General features: G+C 71.0%; 22 protein-coding genes. 15 read left to right on the forward strand and 7 right to left on the reverse strand.

Annotated elements, in window-relative coordinates:
- The first annotated feature begins 88 nt into the window (after positions 1-88).
- From OG866_RS35320 to OG866_RS35345, 6 genes are all read left to right on the forward strand, one after another.
- Positions 89-715 (forward strand): TetR/AcrR family transcriptional regulator, encoded by a 627-nt coding sequence (locus tag OG866_RS35320; RefSeq protein ID WP_329341119.1) that lies wholly within the window; start codon positions 89-91, stop codon positions 713-715.
- Positions 716-985: 270 nt separating this feature from the next.
- Entirely contained in the window at positions 986-2,569 is a 1,584-nt protein-coding gene (locus tag OG866_RS35325; protein ID WP_329341120.1) for a sensor histidine kinase, read from the forward strand.
- Entirely contained in the window at positions 2,566-2,973 is a 408-nt protein-coding gene (locus tag OG866_RS35330) for a roadblock/LC7 domain-containing protein (RefSeq protein WP_059196512.1), read from the forward strand. The genes OG866_RS35325 and OG866_RS35330 overlap by 4 nt, the downstream gene beginning before the upstream one ends.
- Complete coding sequence (locus OG866_RS35335) at positions 2,970-3,377, forward strand: DUF742 domain-containing protein (protein WP_329341123.1); 408 nt, start codon at positions 2,970-2,972, stop codon at positions 3,375-3,377. The genes OG866_RS35330 and OG866_RS35335 overlap by 4 nt, the downstream gene beginning before the upstream one ends.
- Positions 3,358-3,978 carry a GTP-binding protein gene (locus tag OG866_RS35340; RefSeq protein WP_329341125.1) on the forward strand — a complete coding sequence of 207 codons (621 nt, stop codon included), beginning with the start codon at positions 3,358-3,360 and terminating at the stop codon, positions 3,976-3,978. Before OG866_RS35335 ends, OG866_RS35340 begins: the two co-directional genes overlap by 20 nt.
- A gap of 72 nt (positions 3,979-4,050) precedes the next feature.
- The gene (locus tag OG866_RS35345) at positions 4,051-5,565 is read left to right on the forward strand and encodes a cytochrome P450 (protein ID WP_329341126.1); all 1,515 of its coding nucleotides are present in this window, start codon (positions 4,051-4,053) and stop codon (positions 5,563-5,565) included.
- Here OG866_RS35345 and OG866_RS35350 read toward each other — a convergent pair.
- Both OG866_RS35350 and OG866_RS35355 read right to left on the reverse strand, forming a co-directional pair.
- On the reverse strand, positions 5,559-6,506 hold the full coding sequence (locus OG866_RS35350) for a pseudouridine synthase (protein ID WP_329341127.1): 948 nt from the start codon (positions 6,504-6,506) through the stop codon (positions 5,559-5,561). The genes OG866_RS35345 and OG866_RS35350 overlap by 7 nt on opposite strands.
- A gap of 19 nt (positions 6,507-6,525) precedes the next feature.
- Positions 6,526-8,067 (reverse strand): amino acid permease, encoded by a 1,542-nt coding sequence (locus OG866_RS35355; protein ID WP_329341128.1) that lies wholly within the window; start codon positions 8,065-8,067, stop codon positions 6,526-6,528.
- Positions 8,068-8,293: 226 nt separating this feature from the next.
- On the opposite strand from OG866_RS35355, the gene OG866_RS35360 reads away from it, so the two are divergent.
- The 3 genes from OG866_RS35360 to OG866_RS35370 all read left to right on the forward strand — a co-directional run bounded on the left by OG866_RS35360 (position 8,294) and on the right by OG866_RS35370 (position 10,863).
- The gene (locus OG866_RS35360; RefSeq protein ID WP_329341129.1) at positions 8,294-8,884 is read left to right on the forward strand and encodes a PadR family transcriptional regulator; all 591 of its coding nucleotides are present in this window, start codon (positions 8,294-8,296) and stop codon (positions 8,882-8,884) included.
- A 189-nt stretch (positions 8,885-9,073) separates the two neighbouring features.
- The gene (locus tag OG866_RS35365) at positions 9,074-10,090 is read left to right on the forward strand and encodes an ATP-binding cassette domain-containing protein (protein WP_329341130.1); all 1,017 of its coding nucleotides are present in this window, start codon (positions 9,074-9,076) and stop codon (positions 10,088-10,090) included.
- On the forward strand, positions 10,087-10,863 hold the full coding sequence (locus tag OG866_RS35370) for an ABC transporter permease (protein ID WP_329341131.1): 777 nt from the start codon (positions 10,087-10,089) through the stop codon (positions 10,861-10,863). The genes OG866_RS35365 and OG866_RS35370 overlap by 4 nt, the downstream gene beginning before the upstream one ends.
- 65 nt (positions 10,864-10,928) lie before the next feature.
- Here the strand turns inward: OG866_RS35370 and OG866_RS35375 are convergent, their stop codons facing one another.
- The 3 genes from OG866_RS35375 to OG866_RS35385 all read right to left on the reverse strand — a co-directional run bounded on the left by OG866_RS35375 (position 10,929) and on the right by OG866_RS35385 (position 13,227).
- Positions 10,929-11,771: a siderophore-interacting protein gene (locus OG866_RS35375; protein ID WP_329341132.1), complete on the reverse strand. Its 843-nt coding sequence runs from the start codon at positions 11,769-11,771 to the stop codon at positions 10,929-10,931.
- Between the two features lie 145 nt (positions 11,772-11,916).
- Positions 11,917-12,846 (reverse strand): 5'-3' exonuclease, encoded by a 930-nt coding sequence (locus tag OG866_RS35380; protein ID WP_329344436.1) that lies wholly within the window; start codon positions 12,844-12,846, stop codon positions 11,917-11,919.
- Positions 12,847-12,867: 21 nt separating this feature from the next.
- Positions 12,868-13,227 (reverse strand): hypothetical protein, encoded by a 360-nt coding sequence (locus OG866_RS35385; RefSeq protein ID WP_329341134.1) that lies wholly within the window; start codon positions 13,225-13,227, stop codon positions 12,868-12,870.
- Positions 13,228-13,367: 140 nt separating this feature from the next.
- On the opposite strand from OG866_RS35385, the gene OG866_RS35390 reads away from it, so the two are divergent.
- The 4 genes from OG866_RS35390 to OG866_RS35405 all read left to right on the forward strand — a co-directional run bounded on the left by OG866_RS35390 (position 13,368) and on the right by OG866_RS35405 (position 18,632).
- A complete protein-coding gene (locus OG866_RS35390) occupies positions 13,368-14,459 on the forward strand; it encodes a quaternary amine ABC transporter ATP-binding protein (RefSeq protein WP_329341136.1) in 1,092 nt (363 codons plus the stop codon).
- Positions 14,452-17,067, forward strand: coding sequence for an ABC transporter permease/substrate binding protein (locus tag OG866_RS35395; protein WP_329341138.1), 2,616 nt, complete (start codon positions 14,452-14,454; stop codon positions 17,065-17,067). The genes OG866_RS35390 and OG866_RS35395 overlap by 8 nt, the downstream gene beginning before the upstream one ends.
- A 282-nt stretch (positions 17,068-17,349) precedes the next feature.
- Positions 17,350-17,919: a helix-turn-helix domain-containing protein gene (locus OG866_RS35400; RefSeq protein WP_329341140.1), complete on the forward strand. Its 570-nt coding sequence runs from the start codon at positions 17,350-17,352 to the stop codon at positions 17,917-17,919.
- Entirely contained in the window at positions 17,916-18,632 is a 717-nt protein-coding gene (locus OG866_RS35405) for a helical backbone metal receptor (RefSeq protein ID WP_329341141.1), read from the forward strand. The genes OG866_RS35400 and OG866_RS35405 overlap by 4 nt, the downstream gene beginning before the upstream one ends.
- Here OG866_RS35405 and OG866_RS35410 read toward each other — a convergent pair.
- Positions 18,580-19,722, reverse strand: coding sequence for a TDT family transporter (locus tag OG866_RS35410; RefSeq protein WP_329341143.1), 1,143 nt, complete (start codon positions 19,720-19,722; stop codon positions 18,580-18,582). The two genes, OG866_RS35405 and OG866_RS35410, sit on opposite strands and share 53 nt — an antisense overlap.
- Before the next feature lie 70 nt (positions 19,723-19,792).
- Here OG866_RS35410 and OG866_RS35415 point away from each other — a divergent pair, with 70 nt between their 5' ends.
- Both OG866_RS35415 and OG866_RS35420 read left to right on the forward strand, forming a co-directional pair.
- Positions 19,793-20,722 (forward strand): LysR family transcriptional regulator, encoded by a 930-nt coding sequence (locus tag OG866_RS35415; protein WP_329341144.1) that lies wholly within the window; start codon positions 19,793-19,795, stop codon positions 20,720-20,722.
- A gap of 58 nt (positions 20,723-20,780) precedes the next feature.
- Positions 20,781-21,743: a phosphotransferase family protein gene (locus tag OG866_RS35420; RefSeq protein ID WP_329341146.1), complete on the forward strand. Its 963-nt coding sequence runs from the start codon at positions 20,781-20,783 to the stop codon at positions 21,741-21,743.
- Here the strand turns inward: OG866_RS35420 and OG866_RS35425 are convergent.
- The gene (locus OG866_RS35425; RefSeq protein WP_329341148.1) at positions 21,727-22,413 is read right to left on the reverse strand and encodes a gamma-glutamyl-gamma-aminobutyrate hydrolase family protein; all 687 of its coding nucleotides are present in this window, start codon (positions 22,411-22,413) and stop codon (positions 21,727-21,729) included. The genes OG866_RS35420 and OG866_RS35425 overlap by 17 nt on opposite strands.
- Positions 22,414-22,460: the final 47 nt, after the last annotated feature.

Here is a 22,460-nt window from a genome sequence, read left to right on the forward strand (position 1 = left end):
TGTTGCGAGGCGGTTACCGAGGGCTCACCCCGCAGGGCCGCTTCGGCGTGTGGATCACCGGATGGCACCCTGTGCGAGGATCGAACCCATGGGAACGACAGGTGGGCGACGGGTCGGCAGGCCGCGCGCCGCGCAGCGGCCGGACAGCGGCCTCGAGCCGCGCGACGAACTCCTCGCCGCCGCCGCCGAGTTGTTCACCACCCGTGGCTACGCGGCCACCACCACCCGCGCCGTCGCCGAGCGCGCGGGCATGCGCCAGGCCTCCATGTACCACTACGTCTCCGGCAAGGAGGAGCTGCTCGCCCGGCTCCTGGAGTCCACGGTCACCCCGTCCCTGGCGTACGCGCGCGAGCTCCTCGCCGACGACGCGACACCGGCCGCGGACCGGCTGTGGGAGCTGTGTCGTGCGGACGTCGAGGTGCTGTGCGGCGGCCCGCACAACCTGGGCGGTCTCTATCTGCTGCCCGAGGTGCGCGCCGAGCGGTTCGCCGGGTTCCATGCCGTACGCGCCGAACTCAAGGACGCCTACCGCCAGTTGCTCGCCGCGACCACGGCCGGGGGCGCCCTCGTCAAGAGTGAGCTCGATCTGCGCACCGACCTGGTCTTCGGACTGATCGAGGGCGTCATCCTCGTCCACCGCTCCGACCCCGAGCGCCCGGTGTCGGTGTTCGCGGAGGCGACGGCCGACGCGGCGCTGCGCATCGCCGGGGTCTGAACCGCCGTACGGGAAGCGGCTCTTCACTCGTCACGGTGAGTGGTTTTCGCCTGCCTGTTCGCCGTGACGCACCGTGTGCGAATGGCGGCTCAGCGTGTAAATGGGGCCGAGAGTACTCCTGTCGCGCGGTGCGTTTCAGGCGCTTGCTGAATATGACACGGCGATGATCCGGTCGGACTAAGCTCGCCCGCAGCGCACCGAGTTGAGATGTATTCGGGCGCTTGTTCCCCAAATATGCGCCTCCCAGCCGATATGTTTCAGAGGGCCTACATGGTGAGTGTTCAATCCCCACCCGGACGCCGTGAACTTCCCTACGCGCGCGTGCTGTTGCTACCGGCGATACTGATGGCCGCGGCGACCGGAGCCGCAGCCGCCGCGGTGTCGGAGCCCGCCCGCACGGCCGTCGGCTGGTGCGGCGGCGTCGCCATGCTCCTGGTGCTCGCGGTGGCGGCCGAAGCGGTACGTCGCGGCCGAGCCCTGCGTGACCTGCGAGCCGAGCACGCCCGTCACACCGCGTATCTGGAACGCCGGGTCGCCGCCCACGAGGGCGAGATGCTCCGCTTCGCCAAGGAGATCGCGCCCGCCGCGATCTACCGGTTGCGATCCGGAAATTCGCCCGGTGAGGTGATTCGCCGCATCGGCGACATCGACTCCTCCTACCGCGAACTCCCCGAGTCGCAGCTGATGGTGCTCAAGACGGTCCTGGAGATCATCGACCGCGAGGAAGCCCTGCGTGACTCCGCCCAGCGGTCCTTCGTCAGCATCGCCCGCCGCGTCCAGGCCATCGTCCACCAGCAGAACAAGGAACTGCGGGAGATGGAGGAGGACCACGGCCGCAACCCCGAGGTCTTCGACGACCTCCTGCGCATCGACCACGGCACCGCGCTGATCGGCCGTCTCGCCGACTCCATCTCCGTGCTCGGCGGCGGTCGCCCCGGCCGTCAGTGGCCCGACCCCGTCCCGCTCTACAGCGTCCTGCGCGGCGGCATGTCCCGCATCCTCGAGTACCGCCGCATCAAGCTGGACTCCATCGCCCAGGTCAACATCCGCGGCATCTCCGTCGAACCGGTCATCCACGCGGTCGCGGAACTCCTGGACAACGCCACCCGCTACTCGCCGCCGCAGACCAAGGTCCACGTCACCGCGACCGAGGTGCAGACCGGCGTCGCCGTCGAGATCGAGGACGCCGGCGTCAGCTTCAGCGAGGAGGCCCGCAACAAGGCCGAGGGCATGCTGGAGCGGGCCAAGGCCGGCGTCGACCTCCAGGACCTCGGCGACTCCCCGCGCCTGGGCCTGGCCGTCGTAGGACGCCTGTGCTCGCAGTACGACATGCAGGTCTCGCTGCGCAGTTCGGCGTACGGCGGAGTCCGCGCCGTCCTCGTCGTGCCGCGCGAGATGATGACCAGCGAGCGCGCCCCCGGACTCGCCCACGGCATCGGCGCCGGCGCCGTGCCGAAGACCGAAGGTGCGCTCGAAGGTCCCAAGCGCGCACCCAAGAGGCGCCGCCCCACCAGCCCCCGCATCCCGGCCACCGTGTCCATGGAGGACGAGGTCCCCGAGGTGACCGAATGGACCGCGGGCGGGCTGCCGCAGCGCCGCAGTCGGGTCAAGATCCCGCTCAGCCAGCGGCTCGCCGAACAGGCCGCCGCCGAGAAGGCCGAGCGGGAGGGCAAGCCGTCCATCTGGTCGACGCCCGCCCCCGCCCCCGTGCCGGAGCAGAAGGAACCCGAACCCGGCCTGTGGGTCGAGGCGTTCTGGAACGGACTCAAGGGCGACCCGGACCCGACCGCACGCACCCAGCAGACCACCGAGCCGGCCCGCATCGAGGCCGACGACGAGAGGGACCACAAGTGATCCAGCAGCGCGCCAACTTCGACTGGATGCTCAAGGATCTCGCCGATGGCGTACCGGGCATCGAGATGATCGTGGTGCTCTCCGCCGACGGACTGCGCATCGCCCGCCACGGCGGCGACCCGGACGCCGCCGACCGTGTCGCCGCGGCCTGCGCGGGGCTCCAGAGCCTGGCCGGCGCCGTCGCCCACGAGATCCCGGGCAGCGACGGACGGATGAAGATGGTCCTCATCGAGATCAACGGCGGCTACTTCTATCTGATGGCCGCGGGCCCCAACGCCTACCTCGCGGTCCTGTCCGACGTGGTCGCCGAACCAGGACTGATGAGCAACAGAATGCGCGACCTGGTCGTCCGGATCGGGGCCCATCTGACCAGTCCGCCCAGGCGCAACGGCCAGACCGTATGACTCCTCCGCAACGCCAGCGGCGATACCCCAGTCCCGAAGTCGTCGAACCGGTCCCCGAACCCGAGGGGAAGGGCGGCGGAAAGCGCCCTCCTGAACGCCTGTACGTGGTCGCGGGACCGGACGGCGAGCGCGCCGACCTCGACCTCGTCACGTTAATCGTGGCGCGCGCCGACCCACCGCCCTCCGCGACGCCCGAGCAGACGGCGATGCTCCGGCTCACCACGGCTCCCCTCTCGGTGGCCGAGCTCTCGGCCTATCTCAACCTTCCGTTCAGCGTGGTGACCGTGCTGCTCACCGAGATGCTGACGGCCGAACTGGTGCAGGCGCGCTCCCCGATCGTCCGGCAGGCGCTCCCCGACCGTTCCCTTCTCGAAGCGGTGATGCATGGACTTCAAAGGCTCTGACACCATCCCCGGACCACGCACAGAGGATCATCTGCCGCACACGGCCCAGGCCGCGGTGAAGATCGTGATCGTGGGCGGCTTCGGAGTCGGCAAGACGACGATGGTCGGCTCGGTCAGCGAGATCCGGCCGCTGACCACCGAGGAGACCATGACCCAGGCCGGGGTCGGGGTCGACGACAACTACGGCTCCGAGACCAAGACCGCCACCACCGTGGCCATGGACTTCGGCCGCATCAGCATCACCGACCAGCTCGTCCTGTACCTGTTCGGCACCCCCGGCCAGGAACGCTTCTGGTTCCTGTGGAACGGGCTGTTCGAGGGCGCGCTCGGCGCGGTGGTCCTCGTCGACACCCGCCGCCTGGAGGTGAGCTTCGACGTCATAGGACGGCTGGAGGAGCGCGGAGTGCCCTTCGTCGTCGCCGTCAACAGCTTCCCGGACGGCCCGCGCTACCCCGTCGCGGACCTGCGCAGCGCGCTCGACCTGGCCCCGGAGATCCCCATCGTGGAGTGCGACGCGCGCCGCCGGGCGTCCAGCCGCGATGTGCTGATGACCCTGATGCGTTTCCTGCACTCGCTCGCGATGACGGGCGCGCTCACCTGACGTCCCGAGCCCTGGCGGGCGCCGCCCCCGACCCAACTCCCCTGCAACCGGATCCACTTCGGAGCGATCACTGTGACGCCTGAATCCCACTCCCTGACCGGTGTCGACCCCATGGCCGGCCCGCCCCCCGGCTGCCCCGCCCACGGCCGCGGTCCCGGGGGACTGCACCGGCTGTACGGCCCCGAGGCGGAGGACCTCGAAGGGCTCTACGAGCAACTCCGCCAGGAGCACGGCCCGGTGGCGCCCGTGCTGCTCCACGACGACGTACCGATGTGGATCGTCCTCGGCCACGCCGAGAACCTCCATCTGGTGGGCACGCCCTCGCACTTCTGCCGGGACAGCCGTATCTGGAGCCCGCAGATCGAGGGCATGGTCAAGCCCGACCACCCGATGATGCCGCACATCGCCTGGGCGCCCATCTGCTCCTACGCCGAGGGCGACGAGCATCTGCGGCTGCGCGGCGCGGTCACCGGCGCCATGTCGACCATCGACTACCGGGCCATCCGCCGCCACATCAACCGCTACACCCAGCGCCTGGTCAACGAGTTCTGCGAGACCGGCGAGGCCGATCTCATGAGCCAGTTCGCCGAGCATCTGCCGATGGCCATCCTCTGCGAGATCCTCGGCATGCCGGACGAGTACAACGACCGGCTCGTGCAGGCCACCCGCGACCTCCTCAAGGGCACCGAGACCGCCAACGCCAGCCAGGGGTACGTCATGGGCGTCCTCCAGCGGCTCGCCGAACGCCGCCGCAGGCAGCCGCAGGAGGACTTCGCCAGCCACCTCGTGCTGCACCCGGCGAAGCTCACCGACGACGAGGTCACCACCCACCTCTGGCTCGTCCTCATGGCCGCCTACGAGGCCACCGTCAACCTCATCGGCAACGTCATCCGCATGGTCCTCACCGACCCGGGCTTCCGCGCCCAGCTGAACGGCGGCCAGATGACCGTGCAGGAAGCGGTCGAGCAGTCCCTGTGGGACGAGCCGCCGTTCAGCACCGTCTTCGCCTACTACGCCAAGCAGGACACCGAGTTGGGCGGCCAGCGCATCCGCAAGGGCGACGGCCTGCTGTTCGGCATCGCGCCGGGCAACGTCGACCCCCGGGTCCGCCCCGACCTCAACGCCGGTATGCAGGGCAACCGTTCCCACCTCGCCTTCGGCGGCGGCCCGCACGAGTGCCCCGGACAGGACATCGCCCGTGGCATCGCGGACACCGGTGTCGACGCGCTGCTGATGCGGTTGCCGGACGTCCAGCTCGACTGCGACGAGGACGAGCTGGAGTGGCGTCAGTCGATCTCCTCGCGGCACCTGGTGGAACTGCCGGTCCGGTTCGCGCCCAAGCCGCAGCAGGACATCATGCAGAAGCCGGGCCACGCTCCGGTGCCCCAGCAACGGCCCGCCTGGCAGCTCGGCACGGAGCCGACGGAGCCGACGCAGCCGGTGGTGCCGGAGCCGCCGGTCGGGGCCCCGGTGGCGGAGCCCCAGCCGGCCGCGTCCGCCGTGCCGCAGCCGCCCGCACCGACGCCCGCGCCCGCCCGGCCGATGGGCGCCTGGCGGCGGTTCCTGCGCTGGTGGCGGGGTTACTGACCGGCCCAGGTGGCGTAGGAGGACCAGGCCTCCAGCACCCCGGTGCTGCGGAACCGGTGCTCCGTCCCCGTGACCGGGTCGGTGAACTCCAGTGACCGTGCGAGCAGTTGCAGCGGTCGCCGGAAGTCACCGGCCGGCACGGCGTCGGCCACCACGGGATACAGCGGATCACCGAGCAGGGGCAGACCCAGCGCGTTCATGTGGACCCGCAGCTGATGGGTCTGCCCGGTGGTCGGCAGCAGCCGGTACCGGCCGAGCCCGTCGCGGTGACCGATCAGTTCGACGCCGCTGACGGCATTGGGCTCGCCCTCCACCTCATAGGCGGCCAGCACCCCGCGTTCCTTCACGATCCGGCTGCGCACGGTCCGGGGCAGGGCGAGTGCCGGATCGTACGACGCGACCGCCTCGTACTCCTTGCGTACGAGCCGCTTGGCGAACAGCGTCTGGTACGCGCCCCGTTCCTCGGGGCGCACCGTGAACAGCACGAGTCCGGCGGTGAGCCGGTCGAGGCGGTGGGCGGCGCCGAGCGTCGGGATGTCCAGATCCCGGCGCAGCCGGGCGAGCGCGGTCTCGGTGACATGGCTGCCGCGCGGAGTGGTGGCCAGGAAGTGCGGCTTGTCGGCGACGACGATGTGCTCGTCCTGATACACGACCCCGAGCGGGAACGGCACCGGTGCCTCGGGGGGCAGCTCCCGGTGGAACCACACGTACCTGCCGGGGACGTACTCCGCGTCGGGCGCCACCGCCCGTCCGTCCGCGGCGACGACCTGCCCCGCCGTGAACATCCCGTCGACGACCCCGGGCTCGGCCCCGCTGAGCCGCTCCACGAGGTACTCCCGGACCGTGCCCCACGGTCCGTCGGGGGGCAGCCGGACCCGCACCGGGTCCACCCCCTCGCGCTGGGGGAGGGGAGAGGGCGGGATCCGGTTCTTGCGTCTCATCACCGGCCAGGGTAGATCGTCAGGCCGGGGCGACGGCCTCCGCGGGCAGCGTCGCACGGGCCTTGCGGGCCCGGTAGGCCACGCCCGCCGCGACGGTGACGCCGAGGAACAGCACCGTGAACCACTGGAAGTACCAGTGGCCGCCCGCCGGGTCGTACACCGCGGCCCGGGGCCAGGCCAGGTTGACGGCCATGAGGAGGCCGTAGACGAGGGCGAGGGCGTTGACCGGGACGCCCCAGCGGCCGAGGGAGAAGAGCGGCGCGCCCGCCTCGTCGGTGCCGTCGGTGGTGAAGCGGCCGCGCATCCGGGCGACGAGGAGCGGGCCGGTGACCATCGCGTAGGCCAGGTACAGCATCACGATGCAGGTCGTGCCGATGGCCAGGAACGCCTCCGGGGAGGCGAAGTTCAGCAGGAGCAGGGCCGCGGCGAGGACGCCGACGACCAGGGCGGGGGCGGTCGGCATGCCGGTGCGGGGGTTGACCCGGGCGAGCCGTGCCGAGTAGGGCAGTTGGCCGTCGCGGGCCATGGAGAACAGCATCCGGCAGGCCGCCGTCTGGATCGCGAGCGTCGCCACCGCGATCGCCACCACCACGTCGGCCAGCAGCACCTTGCCCACGCCGTCGCCGAGGCTGCTCGTGAGGACGTAGCTCAGCCCGTCGACCGCGAGGCGCCCGTCCGTGAGGCTGGGCGCCGCCAGCAGGCCGCCCAGCACGATCAGCCCGCCGAGCAGCCCCGCCGCGCCCAGCGCGGTGAGGATCGTCCGGGGCGCGGTACGCCGGGGATGGTGTGTCTCCTCGCTCATCTCGCCCGCGCTGTCGAAGCCGATCATCACGTACGCGGCCGTGAACGAACCGACGAGCAGCGCCCCGAACAGCCCGCTCTGCGCGGCGCCCTCGGTGTGGAAGGTGATGCCCGGAGTGCGCTCGGAGTGGGTGAGCAGCAGGACGACGATGAGCACCGCGCCGATGATCTCGGCCGTCACGCCGACCCGGTTGACCACGGACATCACACGGTTGTCCAGGACGTTCACCAGCGTCGTCAGCGCCAGCAGGACCACCCCGAGCAGCGCCGCGTTGGCCGCGCCGTCCGCCGAGGTCGGTGCGGGGTCGGTGCCGACCAGCTGGAAGCCGGACCAGATGGCGGGCAGCACCATCTGGAGCGCCAGTGCCGCCGCCGCGACCACCACGATCTGTCCGATCACCATGATCCAGCCGGCGAACCAGCCGAAGGTGAGGTTCGAGAGGCGGGACGACCACTGGTAGATCGCGCCCGAGATCGGATAGCGCGCCGCCAGCTCGGCGAAGCAGGCGGCGACCATCAGCTGTCCGAGCAGGACCGCGGGCCAGGCCCAGAAGAAGACGGGGCCGCCGAACGCGTACCCGAAGGCGAAGAACTGGAAGACCGTCGTCAGGACGGAGATGAAGGAGAACCCGGCCGCGAACGAGGCGTACCGGCCCAGGCTGCGGTGCAGTTCCTGGCGGTAGCCGAACGCGGTGAGGGAGCGGTCGTCGGGGGAGTGCGGTGGATCGGGGCGGACGTCGGACGGGGTGGTGGTCGTCACGGAGGCACCTGCCTTCGACGTGGAATTCCTGTCAGGCGACAGAAATTAAGGAGGGGCTGTTTCGCCCCGATGACGCGGTCATGTCGAAGGCGGTCCCAAGTCCTCACGCCCTTGCGCGGCCCGCTCAAACGCGATACATCGTGTCTATTGACGGGTCTTCGTGACTCGCGATATGTTCGGCTACGGATATTCGGTCACGGGTGAGGATGCGAGGTGAACCGGGCCCATGCGGCGACGTAAGCTCCGCAATCCCCTGGCGCTCGCCGTGCTGGCGACGCTGTGGCAGAAGCCCATGCATCCCTACGAGATCGCCCAGACCCTGCGCCGCCAGGGCAAGGACTCCAGCACGAAGATCAACTACGGCTCGCTCTACACCGTCGTGCAGAGCCTCGAGAAGCACGGCTTCGTCGAGGTCACGGACGTGGAGCGGCAGGGCAACCGACCCGAGCGCACGGTCTACGGCATCACCGCGGCCGGCCGCCAGGAGACCACCGAGTGGATGTCGGACCTGGTCGCCTCTCCGGCCAAGGAGTACCCGATCTTCGAGACCGCGCTCTCGCTGCTCGGCGTACTGCACCCGGACGACGTGGTGACGCTGCTGGAGGAGCGGCTCGACGCCCTGCTGGTCCAGGCGGCGAGCAGCCGCGGCGCGCTGGAGAAGCTGTACGAGACGCTGCCCCGGCTCTTCCTCGTGGAGAACGAGTACCAGCTCCACATGGTGGAGGCGGAGGCGGCGTGGGTCCGCGGCTTCCTCGACGAGATCAAGGCGGGCGCACTGCCCGGGATCGAGGAGTGGAAGGCCCTGCACGAGATCTGACGAACGGCACGAGACCTGATGAAGAACAGGCCCCGGCACGGCTGTTGCAGCAGCGGTGCCAGGGCCTCGAACCCCGAGCTGAATCCGCCGTGAGGCACATCCAGGCGATCGAGGTGCGGCACACCCAGGATAGCCCGGTGCCCCTCCAGCGGATCAGCTGTCATCCGCTCACCCAGGAGAGCACCTGCCATGAACACCCGTGCGCCCGCAGTCGAGGCGCGTCAGCTGATCAAGACCTATCCCGGTGACGTCACCGCCCTCAACGGCCTGGATATCACCGTCGAACCCGGCACCGTCTTCGGGCTCCTCGGCCCCAATGGCGCCGGCAAATCCACCACCGTCAAGATCCTCACCACCCTGGCCCGTCCCGACTCCGGCGCGGCCACCGTCGCCGGCCACGACGTGCTGCGCCACCCGGACCGGGTCCGCCGCGCGATCGGCGTGGTCGCCCAGAACTCCGGCGCCGACCCCGCCGCCACCGGCCGCGAGAACCTCCTGCTCCAAGGCAGGCTCTACGGTGTGAAGGGCGCCGACCTCGACCGCCGGGTGACCGGGCTGCTCGACCGCTTCAGCCTCTCCGACGCCGCGAACCGCCAGGTCAAGGGCTACTCCGGTGGCATGCGGCGCCGCCTCGACGTCGCCCTCGGTCTGGTGCACCGCCCCGAGGTCCTCTTCCTGGACGAGCCCACCACCGGTCTCGATCCGCAGGCCCGCAGCGCCATGTGGGACGAGATCGGCCGGCTCGCCGGTGAGGAGGGGCTGACCATCCTGCTCACCACGCACTACCTCGAAGAGGCCGACCGGCTCGCCGACCGCGTCGCGATCGTCGACCGCGGCCGGGTCGTCGTCGAAGGCACCCCCGACGCCCTCAAGGGCGAACTCCGCGGCGACGCCGTCCACCTGGAGCTGCGCGCCACGGTCGGCGAAGCCGGTCGTACGCTGCTCAAGGGTGCCCTCGGCGGACTGCCCGGGGTGCACGAGGTGCTGATGGACGGCCGGCGCGCCAGCGTCCGCGCCGACGACGGGGCGGACGCGATGCCCGCCCTGCTCGGCGCCCTGGAGCGGGCCGGTGTCGGCGTCGCCGCCGCGACCGTCGCCCGCCCCTCACTGGACGACGTGTATCTGCGCTACACGGGGCGGCGCTACGCGCAGGTCACGGAGACCGTGGACACCGAGGAGCCGGTTGCCGCGGGAGGTGCCCGATGAGCACCGTCGTCTCCCAGACCTGGTACATGACGCAGCGTCAACTCATGGTGTTCGTACGGCAGCCCGCCTACGCGATCATCACCCTGATTCAGCCCGTGATCTGGCTGTTCCTCTTCGGCAGCCTGTTCCGTGACGTCGTCGAGCTCGGCGGCTTCGGCACCACCTCCTACCTCGACTACCTCGTCCCCGGCGTGGTCGTGATGAGCGCGCTCAGCTCCAACATGTGGGCGGGGATGACCACGCTCGACGAGATCCAGCGCGGCACCCTCGACCGCTTCCTGACCACCCCGGTCAGCCGGGCCGCCCTGATGAACGGCAACGTCGTCATCAACGGCCTGGTCACCGCCCTGCAATCGGTCGTCATCGTGCTGCTCGGGCTGCTGGGCGGCGCGGACTACCCCGGCGGGATCGCGGGCGTCGCCGTGCTGGTCCTCGCCTCGGTCCTGCTCGGCACCGTCTTCGGGGCGCTGTCCAACGCGCTCGGGATGCTGGTGCGGGAGCGGGAGTCGATCATCGGCGTCAACACCTTTCTGCTGCTGCCGCTGACCTTCCTGTCCAGCGCCTTCATGGCACCGAGCCAGATGCCGTCCTGGATGCGGCACATCGCCGACTTCAACCCGCTCGACTGGGCGATGGTGGCCGGTCGTTCGGCACTGTCGGAGAACCCGGACTGGGCTGCGGTGCTGGGGCGCGGCGGGGCGCTGCTGGCGCTCGCGGTGGCGGCGGTGTGGCTGTCGATACGGACGTTCAGGTCGTACCAGCGGTCGGTGTGAGGCCGTCGGGACAGCGGAAAGCGGAAAGCGGCCCGTGCGTGCTGCACGGGCCGCTGTCCCAGGGCTCACGCCGTCGGCGTGCCCTCCTGCTCGTTCTCGATCCGGGCGTTCCACTCCTGCTTCGAGGCCTGCCAGCCGTCCTCGTTGTGGCCGAGCCGCCAGTAGCCGGAGATCGACAGGTCCTCGCGGGGGATCTCGCGCTCGACGCGCAGCAGCTGCCGCAGCTCCTTCACGAAGTGCGCCTCGCCGTGGACGAAGGCGTGCACCCGCCCCTCGGGGAACTCCAGCGCCCGCACGGCCTCGGTCAGCGCGTCGCCGACCGGCCGGTCCCCGCGATGCAGCCAGACGACCTCCACATCGGAGTCGATCTTCTGCTCCTCCTCGGGGCCGGCCACCTCGACGAAGGCGTACGCCGTGACTCCGTCGGGCAGCGCCTCCAGGGAGCGGGCGATGGCGGGCAGCGCGCTCTCGTCACCGACGAGCAGATGCCAGTCGGCGGCGGTGTCGGGGGCGTAGGCGCCGCCGGGGCCCATGAACCAGACGGTCTCGCCCGGCCGCACCTGCGCCGCCCAGGGCCCGGCGAGACCCTCGTCGCCGTGGATCACGAAGTCCAGGGTCATCTCGCGGTGTTCGGCGTCCCAGTGGCGGACCGTGTAGGTCCGGGTCACCGGCCACTGCTCGCGCGGGAACTCCTCGCGGATCCGTTCCATGTCAAAGGGCTCGGGATAGACGGCACCCCCCGCCGGGAACAGCAGCTTCACATAATGGTCGGTGCAGGTGTCCGCCGCGAAATCGGCGAGCCCCTCGCCTCCGAGCACGACCCGCTGCATGTGCGGGGTCAGTCGCTCGGTGCGGACGACCTCCGCGGAATGCGGCTTCCGCGGCTTGCGTCCCGGTCGTTCTGCCATGGCGGCCTCCCTGCTTCCCTGCTTAGGCTTACCTAAGTTAACATCTCCCCTTACTTAACACCCCTTGTCTGAGGGCAAGATTAAGTCAAACGAGAATGCGGTTCCCCTCCGATGAGAAGGTGATTCGCCCAGCGGAGAAGATGATTTACGGAGCCAGGGTCGTCAGCAGCCGCTGAAGCGACCCGCCCAGGCCCCAGCGCGCCCCCAGCTCCTCCATTGCGGCCGGGTCCCGCGGGCCGCGCGGCAGCGTCGGGTCGACGTCCGGCAGCGGGACGTCGTCCGCGACATGCACGACCTTCGGCGCCACCGCGACATACGGCCGCGACTCGTCCAGGCGCTTGCGCTGCGACGGCGTGAGCTTCGCCTTCGGGTCGTCGACCGCCGCCATGATCCCGGCCAGGTCGCCGAACTCGGCCAGCAGCTTGGCCGCCGTCTTCTCCCCGATGCCGGGCACCCCCGGCAGACCGTCGCTCGGGTCGCCGCGCAGCAGCGCCAGATCCGCGTACCCGCGTCCGTCGACGCCATACTTCTCGCGCAGCCACGCCTCGTCGGTGAGCTGGAGCGTGCCCACGCCCTTGAGCGGGTACAGCACGCGGATGCCGCGAGCGTCGTCCACCAGCTGGTACAGGTCGCGGTCGCCGGTGACGATGTCGACCGGGCCCTTCGCCCGCGCGGTGAACGTGCCGATCACATCGTCCGCCTCGTAGCCCGCGACGCCCACGCGCGCGATGCCGAGCGCGTCCAGGACGGCCTCGATGACCGGCACCTGCGGTGACAGCGTGTCCGGCACCTCCTCCTCGTCCGGCCCGACCTCATGCTCCTCGGCGACCCGGTGGGCCTTGTAGGAGGGGATCAGATCGACCCGCCACTGGGGACGCCAGTCGGCGTCCATGCAGGCCACCAGCTCATCGGGGCGGTGGTCCTTGACCAGGCGGTCGATGAACTCCAGCAGCCCGCGCACGGCGTTCACCGGCGTGCCGTCCGGGGCCTTCACGGACTCCGGTACACCGAAGTAGGCGCGGAAGTAGAGCGAGGCGGTGTCGAGAAGCATGAGTCGTCCGGTCACGCCTCGCATCATGCCGTACGGCACCGACAGTCACCCGCCGACGCGGGTCACCAGCCAGCGCCAGCGCGGTTGTTCGGTGACGAGGGTCGCCGCGGCCAGCACCGACACGACGACCGCCGCCCACACCGGCCAGGCCCACCACGCCGCGACCACCGCCACGACGAGCTGGAGCAGCACCAGCAGGATCGTCACCGCGCCGGGCACCGGGACGATCACCTGCGCCTTGTCGCCCGGTGTGGAGAACACGGTCGGCAGACCGATGAGGACCACCACCGCGAGGACGGCGAGCACCCAGGAGTACGCGGCCAGGGCCCAGGGCGCGGCGACCCATGCCACCAGCTCCGTCGCGAAGCGCAGTACCGACGCGCGTCTGTCGTCCGGTCGTTCCACAGCCGTCCCCCTCAGCAGCGATGTGAAGCGTCGGCGGTGATCCTACGGACTCGTTGTGAACTGAACCACTTTCCGGTTTGTCCTGGTCGGCCAGGGGCAGGCGCCGCCACTGACCCCCGCCCCCGACGCAAGAGGTACGCGTGTCAGCCAGGCTAGAGGCCGAACATCTCTACAAGGTGTTCGGCAGACGACCGAGTGAGGCAGTCGAGAGACTGCGCGATGGAGCCGACCGGGAGGAGCTGCGCACCGACGGGACGACCGCCGCCGTCATCGACGCCTCCTTCACCGTGGACCCCGGCCAGATCTTCGTCGTCATGGGCCTGTCCGGATCCGGCAAGTCGACGCTGCTGCGCATGCTCAACGGGCTGCTGGAACCGACCGAGGGCAACGTCCGCTTCGACGGCCAGGACCTGACCGCCCTCGGCGACCGGGAACTGCGCGAGGTCCGCGCACGCAAGATCAGCATGGTCTTCCAGCACTTCGCGCTGTTCCCGCACCGCAGCGTCCTGGAGAACGCCGCCTACGGCCTCGCCGTGCAGGGCGTCCCCAAGGCCGAGCGCATGAAGCGCGCCACCGAGGCCCTGGAGCTGTGCGGCCTCGCCGGCTGGGAGAAGTCCTGGCCCGACGAGCTGTCCGGCGGTATGCAGCAGCGCGTGGGCCTGGCCCGCGCCCTGGCCACCGACGCCGACCTGCTGCTGATGGACGAGTCGTTCAGCGCCCTCGACCCGCTGATCCGCCGGGACATGCAGGACCAGCTGCTCCAGCTCCAGCAGACCCTGAAGAAGACGATCGTCTTCATCACCCACGACCTCAACGAGGCCATGCGGCTCGGCGACCGGATCGCCGTCATGCGCGACGGCCGGATCGTCCAGAACGGCACCGCCGAGGACATCCTCGTCCGGCCCGCGAACGACTACGTCGCCTCCTTCATCCAGGACGTCGACCGCTCCCGCGTCCTGACCGCGTCCGCCGTCATGGACACCGACGTGCGCGGCGACGAGGCCGACTGCGGCTGCACGAGCGCCTGCGAGACCGCGACGCCCGACACCCCGTTCACCGAACTCTGCGCGATGAGCGCCCGCTCGACGCACCCCGTCGCGGTGCTGGACGACAGCCGCCGGCTCGTCGGCGTGGTCCCCAGCAGACGGCTGATCGGCTTCCTCGCCGACGGACAGGCCATCCCCGCGCCCCGGGCGGGCGACGACAAGGCGGAGGCGGTGGCCCGTGCCTAGGATTCCGCTCGGCGACTGGGTCAACGACGCCGTCGACTGGCTGCTCGGCCACATGGCCTGGCTCTTCGACTTCCTCAAGACCGTCTTCACCGGCGCCTACGACGGCATCGACGCCGTCCTCCAGGCGCCCCAGCCCCTGATCCTCGCGGGCATCTTCGCCGTGATCGCCTTCTGGCTGCGCGGCACCACGGCCGGCCTGCTCACCTTCGTGGGCTTCGCCTTCATCGACTCCCTCGAACTGTGGGACGACGCGATGGTGACCCTCTCCCTGGTCCTCGTCGCCACGCTCATCGCCCTGGTGATCGCCGTACCGGTGGGCATCTGGGCGGCCCGCTCCGACCGGGTCAGCGGACTGGTCCGGCCGGTCCTGGACTTCATGCAGACGCTGCCCGCGATGATCTACCTCATCCCGGCGATCCTCTTCTTCGGCACCGGCGCCTCCGCGGGCATGGTCGCCACCCTGATCTTCGCGCTCGCCCCCGGTGTGCGCATGACCGAGCTGGGCATCCGCCAGGTCGACAAGGAACTGGTCGAGGCGGCCGAGGCGTTCGGCACGACTCCCAGGGACACCCTGCTGCGCGTCCAGCTGCCGCTCGCCCTGCCGACCGTCATGGCCGGCGTCAACCAGGTCATCATGCTCGGCCTGTCCATGGCCGCGATCGCCGGCATGGTCGGCACCGGCGGCCTCGGCGGCCGGGTCAACGAGGCCATCGGCCAGCTCGACGTCGGTCTCGGCTCCGAGGCGGGCGTGGCCATCGTGATCCTCGCGATCTACCTCGACCGTATGACCGGCGCCCTCGGCACCCAGGTCTCCCCGCTGGGCCGCCGTGCCGCCGCCCGGGCCCGCGCGGCACAGGGGCTGAAGATCTGGTCGTACCGCCCCCGTCCCCAGGTCGCCGTGATCGGCGTCGTGATCCTCGGCCTTGTCGCCGGCGGCATGGGCATGTTCGGCGGCAGCGGCGACAGCACGGCCCCGGTCGCCGACGGCAAGGACGTCGGCCAGGGCAAGAAGGTCAGCATCGGCTACGTCCCCTGGGACGACGGCGTCGCCTCCACCTTCCTCTGGAAGGAGATCCTGGAGCAGCGCGGCTTCCAGGTGGACGCCAAGCAGTTGGACGCGGGCCCCCTCTACACCTCCGTCGCCTCCGGCAGCGCCGACTTCATGACGGGCGCCTGGCTGCCGACGACCCATGAGCAGTACTGGAAGAAGTACGGCGACAAGCTCGACGACCTCGGCGCCTGGTACGACAAGACGTCGCTGGAGCTGAGCGTGCCGTCCTACATGAAGGACGTCGACTCGCTCGACGACCTCAAGGGCAAGGGCTCCGAGTTCGGCGGGAAGATCACCGGCATCGAATCGAGCGCCGGTGAGATGGCCCTGCTGAAGAGCAAGGTCCTCAAGGCGTACGGCCTAGACAAGGAGTACAAGGTCGTCGACAGCTCCACGCCCGCCATGCTGGCCGAGCTGAAGCGGGCGTACGCCCAGCAGGACCCGATCGTCGTCACGCTCTGGTCGCCGCACTGGGCGTACAACGACTACGACCTGAAGAAGCTCAAGGATCCCAAGGGGGCGTGGGGCTCCGGCGACGGTATCCACACCGTGGCCCGCAAGGGCTTCGCCGCCGAGAACCCGGTCGTCGGCAAGTGGCTGAAGGACTTCAAGCTCGACGAGAAGCAGCTCACCAGCCTTGAGGCCGAGATCAACAAGGCCGGCAAGGGCAAGCAGCAGGACGCGGTCCGCGCCTGGCTGAAGGACAACCCCGGCGTGGTCGACAAGCTGGCGCCGGTCGCGAAGTCCGCGGCGACCCCGGCCGAGGCCAAGAACCCGGTCGACGTGGCCTGGTTCCCCTGGGACGAGGACATCGCCGTCACCCATCTGTGGAAGAACGTCCTGGAGCGGCGCGGCTACAAGCTGAACCTGAAGCAGATGGACGTCGGCCCGGTCTACACCGGCCTCGCCTCCGGGGACCTCGACCTCAACTTCGACGCCTGGCTGCCGTACGCGCAGGCGAGCTACTGGGACAAGAACAAGGACAGACTCGCCGACCTCGGCACCTGGTACCAGCCGACCTCGCTGGAGGTCGCGGTCCCCTCGTACGTCAAGGGGATCACGTCCTACGAGGACCTCAAGGGCAAGGCCGACCTCTTCGACGGGAAGATCATCGGCATCGAGCCGGGCACCGGCGAGATGAACCTCCTGAAGAACAAGGTCCTGCCCGGCTACGGCCTGGACAAGGAGTACGACGTCGTCGACGGCTCCACGCCCGCGATGCTCGCCGAGCTCAAGCGGGCGTACGCCAAGAAGCAGCCCGTCGCCGTCGTGCTCTGGTCCCCGCACTGGGCGTACAGCCAGTACGACCTGACCAAGCTGAAGGACGACAAGAAGCTCTTCGGCGAGGGGAACACGATCCGCACCATCGCCAACGAGAAGTTCCCGGAGCAGTACCCGCAGCTCACCAAGTGGATCAAGGGCTTCCATATGAGCGAGGACGAGCTCGGCACCCTGGAGGCGGCGATCAACGCGCACGGCCAGGGGCACGAGGACGAGGCGGTCGAGGACTGGCTGAAGAAGCACCCGGACATGGTGGAGCGGATGACCCCGCAGTAGCCGCGACCAAAAGAAACCGGACAACCACATACAGCTACGTCGTCACCTGAGCCTCATCCGGCCGTCGTGGTCAGGCCGTTCGTCCTGACGGAGGAATCCCCTCACACGGCGGCCGGAGAGCTGATCTACTGGCCGGAGTTGGCGAGAATGCCCGCGCCGGGTTCACGGCAATGTGACGGGCGCGTGAAACGGTTTGCCGAACATGCGTAGGGTGCAGACAACTCGACAGAGACATGTTCAGCGACAGGTGCCGAGCGACGAGCGAAGGAGGGAGCCGGAGCGATGGGCGACCACAAAGAACAGCCCCTACGGGTGGGCGCGGCCGTACGGCGGCGGCGTCGCGCGCTGGAACTCACCCTCGCCGTCGTGGCCGAACGCAGCGGCCTGTCGGTCCCCTTCCTGAGCCAGATCGAGAACGAACGGGCGCGCCCCAGCCGCAGCTCCCTGGAGAAGGTCGCCGACGCTCTGCGCACCACCGCCGTCGAACTCCTCGCCGCCGCCGACCCGGCGTGCAGTGTCGATGTCGTGCGCGCCGACTGCGTGGAGGCCGAATCCCAGCCCCGGGTGCGTTCCCTGGTGCGGGGTCACCATCAGATGCACGCCCAGGAGTTCACCGGCGACCATGACGCACGGCGTGAATTCCAGTACCGCAACGACCAGTTGATGTACGTCGCCGACGGCGCCGTGGAGATCGAGGCCGAGGGCCGGGCCTACCGGCTCGGCCGGGGCGACACCCTCTACCTCACCGGCGGGGTGCGGCACCGGTGGCGGGCGACCGTGTCCGACACCCGGGTGGTCGTCGTCGCGGTGGCCGAACACATCGAGGCGGTCCAGGACCGGCCACGTCCGTGAGGGTCGTGTCCCTGGTCCCGTCCCTCACGGAGGCGGTGGCCGAGCCCGTCCCCGGCGCGCTGGCCGGCGCCACCGACTGGTGCACGCACCCGGCGGGCCTGGACGTGACGCGGATCGGCGGCACGAAGAACCCGAAGCTCGACCGCATCCTCGCCCTCGCCCCCGACCTGGTGATCGCCAACGAGGAGGAGAACCGCGCCCCCGACCTGGCGGCCCTGCGCGCGGCGGGCGTCGAGGTCCTGGTGACCGAGGTGCGGGATGTGGCGCAGGCCTTCCGGGAGCTGGCACGCGTGCTGACGGCGTGCGGGGCGCGGGGACGGCCGCGCTGGCTGGACGAGGCGGAGGAGGCCTGGTCGGGAGAGCCGCCGGCGGTTCGCAGGACGGCGGTGGTGCCGATCTGGCGCCGCCCCTGGATGGTGCTGGGCCGGGACACGTTCGCGGGCGACGTGCTGGCCCGCCTGGGCGTGGACCATGTGTACGCCACGCACCCCGACCGCTATCCCCGCATCCCTCTCGACGCGCTGCGGGCGACGCGACCGGACCTCGTGGTCCTCCCGGACGAGCCGTATCGCTTCACGGCGGACGACGGCCCGGAGGCGTTCGAGGGAATCCCGGCCGCGCTGGTCAGCGGCCGTCACCTCACCTGGTACGGCCCCTCCCTCAGGGAAGCGCCACGGGTGCTGGCCGCGGCCCTGCGAGCAGCTCACCCCTGAGGAGCCCCCGTACGGTGTGCAGCGCGGCGACACCCCAGGCGGCGACGAGGACGACGTACAGCCCGATCGCCAGCCCGTCGAAGACGACCAGCCCGGTGTGGCGGGCCAGCCCCTCCGCCCCGGTGACACAGGTCCCGACCGGGAACGTGAACGCCCACCAGGTCATCGCGAACCCCATCCCCGCCCGGCGGGCCCGCACGACGTGCGCGACGGCGAGCGCGAACCAGAGCAGGGCGAACCCCATGACGGGGACGCCGTAGAGCACGGCGAGAACCGAGAAGCCGCCGCTGTACGGGGCCGGTACGACACCGGGGGCGACGTCCGCGAACTGGTTGACCGCGGTGGTGGACTGCCCGAGCGGGCCCAGGACGAGGAACAGGGTCGGGGTGAGGGCGAGCGGCAGCGGCCCGCCCGTGATCAGCCGGCCGAAGACGAGGGGCAGCATGAGCAGCGTCGCCAGCAACGAGACCCCGAACAGGGCGACGCAGGCGAGCAGCAGGGTCTCCCGCGCCTGACCGGCCGGGAGACGGTGCACCAGGAGCGGCCCGAGCGCCGCGGACACCATGGGCGCGACGAGGGGCAGCAGCCACACGGGGGTCGCCTGTCCCGGCTCGACGCGATGGCGCACGGCCATCAGGTAGGGGACGGCGACGGCGGCCGCGAGCCCGACGGCCGTTCCGGCGGTGAACAGCACGGCGTCCAGCGCCACCGCCGCCCGCGTGCCGATCCAGTCGACGCCGACGGTGAGGGCACCGCCGCCGACGGCGAGCTGAGCCATGGCCAGGCAGCCGTAGAAGGGGGCCATCGCCGGGTCGAGGAGATGGGCGCGGGCCTGGTCGCGGTGGTGGGTCCAGTGCAGGGCGCGGGCGCCGAGGAGGGCCAGGAGCAGGACGAGGGAGAACGCCCAGACGCCGGTGAGGGCGGTGCGCAGACCGGGCACGGAGACCGGCAGCGCCGATCCGGCGGTGGCGACGACGGCGGTGCCCATGACGGTGGCGTACCAGTTCGGTCCGAGGTGACGGACGGCTGTGGCGCGCGGGGGACGTGCGGTGGCACGCGTGGGGAGGAGCGGCTGGGCTGCGGTGACCATGCTTCGAGCCTCGCGCGGCTCGGCGCTCCCCACCAGGGACGATGTCTCTATGAGGGCATAAACTGGGTTTATGAGCAGTGCGCAGCATGATCCCCCGCTGTCCCCGGCCGTCTCGCTGTCACACCGGGTGCCCGACCTCGGCGCGCTGGAACTGCTCCTCGCGGTGGCGCGGCTCGGCAGTCTCGGGGCGGCGGCCCGCGAGGTCGGTATCACCCAGCCCGCCGCCAGCAGCCGTATCCGCTCCATGGAACGGCAGCTGGGCGTGGCGCTGGTGGACCGCTCGCCCCGCGGTTCGCGGCTGACGGACGCCGGCGCGCTGGTCACGGACTGGGCGCGGCGGATCGTGGAGGCGGCGGAGGCGTTCGACGCGGGGGCGCAGGCGCTGCGCGACCGGCGGGACTCCCGGCTGCGGGTGGCGGCCAGCATGACGATCGCGGAGTATCTGCTGCCGGGCTGGCTGCTCGCCCTGCGCGCCCAACGCCCCGACACGGCGGTGTCGTTGCTGGCGGGCAACTCCGCGGCGGTGGCGGAACGCCTGCTGTCCGCCGAGGCGGACCTCGGCTTCGTGGAGGGGCTGACGGTGCCGACGGGCCTGGACTCGGTCGTCATCGCCCACGACCGCCTCATCGTCGTCACCGCCCCGGCCCACCCCTGGGCCCGCCGCCGACGCCCGCTCGCCGCCGAGGAGTTGGCGTCGACGCCGCTGATCCTCCGCGAGAAGGGGTCGGGGACCCGCCAGGTCCTGGACGCCGCGCTGGGCGGCCTGGCCCGCCCGCTGATCGAGCTGTCCTCGACCACGGCGGTGAAGGCGGGGGCGGTGAGCGGAGCGGGACCGGCGGTACTCAGCGAACTGGCGGTGGGGGAGGAGTTGGCGATGCGCAGACTGGTGGCGGTACCGGTGGAGGGCGTGTCCCTGGCCCGCGATCTGCGCGCGGTGTGGCCGAAGGGGCATCGGCCGGTGGGACCGGCACGGGAGTTGTTGTCGCTGACGCGCGGGTAGGGGCGGCCGGGGCGAAAACCGTTGGTGCTGCGACGTCTGCGACCCGCACCATTTCCCCATGTCAGCCACCGCCCCGCCCGCCGCAGGCGTCCGTACCCCCTGGGAAGATCTCCCGTCGTACGTCCACGCCGCCGTCGCCGACATCCTCGGCGCCCCCGTCGTCCACGCCGCCACCCAACCCGGCGGATTCTCCCCGGGCACGGCCGCCCGGCTCCGTACCGCACACGGCCACCGCGCCTTCGTGAAGGCGGTCAGTGCGCGGGTCAACGAGCGGAGCCCGGTGTTCCATCGCCGGGAAGCCCGCAACACCGCCGCGCTCCCGGCCGCGGTCCCCGCACCCCGCCTCCTCGGCACCTACGACGACGGCACCTGGACCGTGCTGGTCCTTGAGGACATCGAGGGACGTCAGCCCCATGTCCCCTGGCGGCAACCGGAGTTGAGACGTGTCCTGGAGGCTGTCGGCGACCTCGCGGGCGCCCTCACCCCGGCCCCCGTACCCGACGCACCCCTCGCCGCCGAGTCCCTCGCCGACCAGTTCGACGGCTGGCAACGGCTCCTGGAGGAGACAGCCTCCGAGAAGCCCGCCCCCGAGGGGCTCGACCCCTGGGTCGCGGCCCGTCTCCCGTACCTCGCCGAACTCGCCGCCCCCTGGCGCGAAGCCGTCGCCGGGGACACCCTCGCCCACGGCGATCTCCGCGCGGACAACATGCTGCTCACCGACGACGACCGCGTCGTCTTCGTCGACTGGCCGCACGTCGTCCGCGGCGCCCCCTGGCTCGACCTGCTGCTGATGCTCCCGTGCGTCAGGGCCCAGGGCGGCCCGGATCCCGAGGAACTGTTCTCCACGCACCCGCTGGGCCGCGCCGCCGACCCGGACGCGGTCACCGTCGCCCTCGCGGGCCTCACCGGCTACTTCGTCCACCGCGGCCTGCAACCCCCGCCGCCCGGCATCCCCACCGTCCGCGCCTTCCAACGCGCCCAGGGCGAGGCGGCGTCGGCCTGGCTCAGGAAGCGGCTGTGACCAAGGCCCGCACCACCCGCAGATCCTCACCCATCTCCGGATGCCACTGCACCCCCAGCACCCACCCGGCGGCGGACGGCAGTTCCACCGCCTCCACCGTTCCGTCCGCCGCGTGCGCCGACGCCACCAGACCGGCGCCGAGGCGGTCCACAGCCTGGTGGTGATAGGTCGGTACCGACGTCTCCTCGGGGACCGCGTCGGCGTACAGCGTCCCCGGCACCGGCTTCACCGTGTGCCGTCCGAAGACGCCGACCACCTCCGCGTGGCCGTCGATGTGCTGGACGAGCGTGCCGCCGACGGCGACGTTCAGCAGCTGCATGCCGCGGCAGATCCCCAGGAGCGGTGTCCCCGCCGCCAGGGCCGCGTCGATCAACGCCAGCTCCCACGCGTCCCGTTCCCGCGCGGGCGGGCCGGTGCGGGGCTCGCGCTCGGCGCCGTAGTGCACCGGCTCGACGTCCGGACCGCCCGCGATCACCAGGCCGTCGAGGCGGGCGACGGTCGCGGCGGCGTACTCCGGCGCGTCCGGCGGCAGCATCGCCACCAGCCCGCCCGCCCGCTGCACCAGTCGCGGGTACCCGGCGGGCAGCAGCGCCGCCTCCAGCTCCCACACGCCCCAGCGCGCCCCGGCCTCCAGATACGTGCTGACGCCGATCAGTGGCCTGCCCGCCATACGCCCTCCAGCTCCCGCAATGGATTACGCCCATACCTTTGCCGAGC

It is taken from the genome of Streptomyces sp. NBC_00663 (assembly GCF_036226885.1).
Lineage (GTDB): Bacteria > Actinomycetota > Actinomycetes > Streptomycetales > Streptomycetaceae > Streptomyces.

What these genes read in the sequence shown, in the direction of transcription:
- OG866_RS35425 (WP_329341148.1), bottom strand. Translation starts at nt 22,413, where the DNA reads ATGGCGGGCAGGCCACTGATCGGCGTCAGCACGTATCTGGAGGCCGGG.
- OG866_RS35350 (WP_329341127.1), bottom strand. Translation starts at nt 6,506, where the DNA reads ATGAGACGCAAGAACCGGATCCCGCCCTCTCCCCTCCCCCAGCGCGAG.
- OG866_RS35365 (WP_329341130.1), top strand. Translation starts at nt 9,074, where the DNA reads ATGAACACCCGTGCGCCCGCAGTCGAGGCGCGTCAGCTGATCAAGACC.
- OG866_RS35380 (WP_329344436.1), bottom strand. Translation starts at nt 12,846, where the DNA reads ATGCGAGGCGTGACCGGACGACTCATGCTTCTCGACACCGCCTCGCTC.
- OG866_RS35420 (WP_329341146.1), top strand. Translation starts at nt 20,781, where the DNA reads ATGTCAGCCACCGCCCCGCCCGCCGCAGGCGTCCGTACCCCCTGGGAA.
- OG866_RS35400 (WP_329341140.1), top strand. Translation starts at nt 17,350, where the DNA reads ATGGGCGACCACAAAGAACAGCCCCTACGGGTGGGCGCGGCCGTACGG.
- OG866_RS35375 (WP_329341132.1), bottom strand. Translation starts at nt 11,771, where the DNA reads ATGGCAGAACGACCGGGACGCAAGCCGCGGAAGCCGCATTCCGCGGAG.
- OG866_RS35370 (WP_329341131.1), top strand. Translation starts at nt 10,087, where the DNA reads ATGAGCACCGTCGTCTCCCAGACCTGGTACATGACGCAGCGTCAACTC.
- OG866_RS35415 (WP_329341144.1), top strand. Translation starts at nt 19,793, where the DNA reads ATGAGCAGTGCGCAGCATGATCCCCCGCTGTCCCCGGCCGTCTCGCTG.
- OG866_RS35325 (WP_329341120.1), top strand. Translation starts at nt 986, where the DNA reads ATGGTGAGTGTTCAATCCCCACCCGGACGCCGTGAACTTCCCTACGCG.
- OG866_RS35335 (WP_329341123.1), top strand. Translation starts at nt 2,970, where the DNA reads ATGACTCCTCCGCAACGCCAGCGGCGATACCCCAGTCCCGAAGTCGTC.
- OG866_RS35410 (WP_329341143.1), bottom strand. Translation starts at nt 19,722, where the DNA reads ATGGTCACCGCAGCCCAGCCGCTCCTCCCCACGCGTGCCACCGCACGT.
- OG866_RS35360 (WP_329341129.1), top strand. Translation starts at nt 8,294, where the DNA reads ATGCGGCGACGTAAGCTCCGCAATCCCCTGGCGCTCGCCGTGCTGGCG.
- OG866_RS35340 (WP_329341125.1), top strand. Translation starts at nt 3,358, where the DNA reads ATGGACTTCAAAGGCTCTGACACCATCCCCGGACCACGCACAGAGGAT.
- OG866_RS35320 (WP_329341119.1), top strand. Translation starts at nt 89, where the DNA reads ATGGGAACGACAGGTGGGCGACGGGTCGGCAGGCCGCGCGCCGCGCAG.